Below are 412 nucleotides of genomic sequence, written 5' to 3'. Positions count from 1 at the left end.
CCCTCCTGCACGATCAGCCCCTTGCGCGAGGCGAGGCCCTGCTCAGGAGGGCAGCGTCCCTCCGCAGGGCGACGCACGTTGCCAGTGGGGAGTGCGGTCCTTGTCGACCAGGGCCGCGCGGACGCCCTCCAGGAAGTCCGGTGTGCGGATGGTCGTGCGTGCGAGGGCGAGTTCGGTGTCGAGGCACTCGCGCAACGTCTGCTGCCTTCCCCGAGCCAGCAGGGCGTGAGTGATCTCCAGGCTCTGCGACGAGGCGGACTCCAGGGAGACCAGCGCGGCGGCAGCCCAGACGGTGTCGAGGTGGCGCAGGCGTTTCTCGATCTCACCGAGGCTCGGCGCTCCGAACGCCCAGTCCACGTCCCCGCGCGCCTCCGCCAGCCTGCTGCCCGCCACCGGGCAACGGCCGGCGAGG

At 72.3% G+C, this 412-nt stretch carries 1 protein-coding gene; it reads right to left on the bottom strand.

Annotation, left to right across the window (positions count from 1 at the left end; translation table 11 throughout):
- Nucleotides 1-42 precede the first annotated feature (42 nt).
- Nucleotides 43-412 (bottom strand): enoyl-CoA hydratase/isomerase family protein (locus TN53_RS42635; protein WP_046264294.1); only part of this gene is annotated, 370 nt, incomplete at its 5' end.

Source organism: Streptomyces sp. WM6386 (assembly GCF_000972385.1).
Lineage (GTDB): Bacteria > Actinomycetota > Actinomycetes > Streptomycetales > Streptomycetaceae > Streptomyces.
The sequence above is the reverse complement of the archived record's forward strand: the minus strand, read 5'-3'. Positions and strand labels throughout refer to the sequence as shown.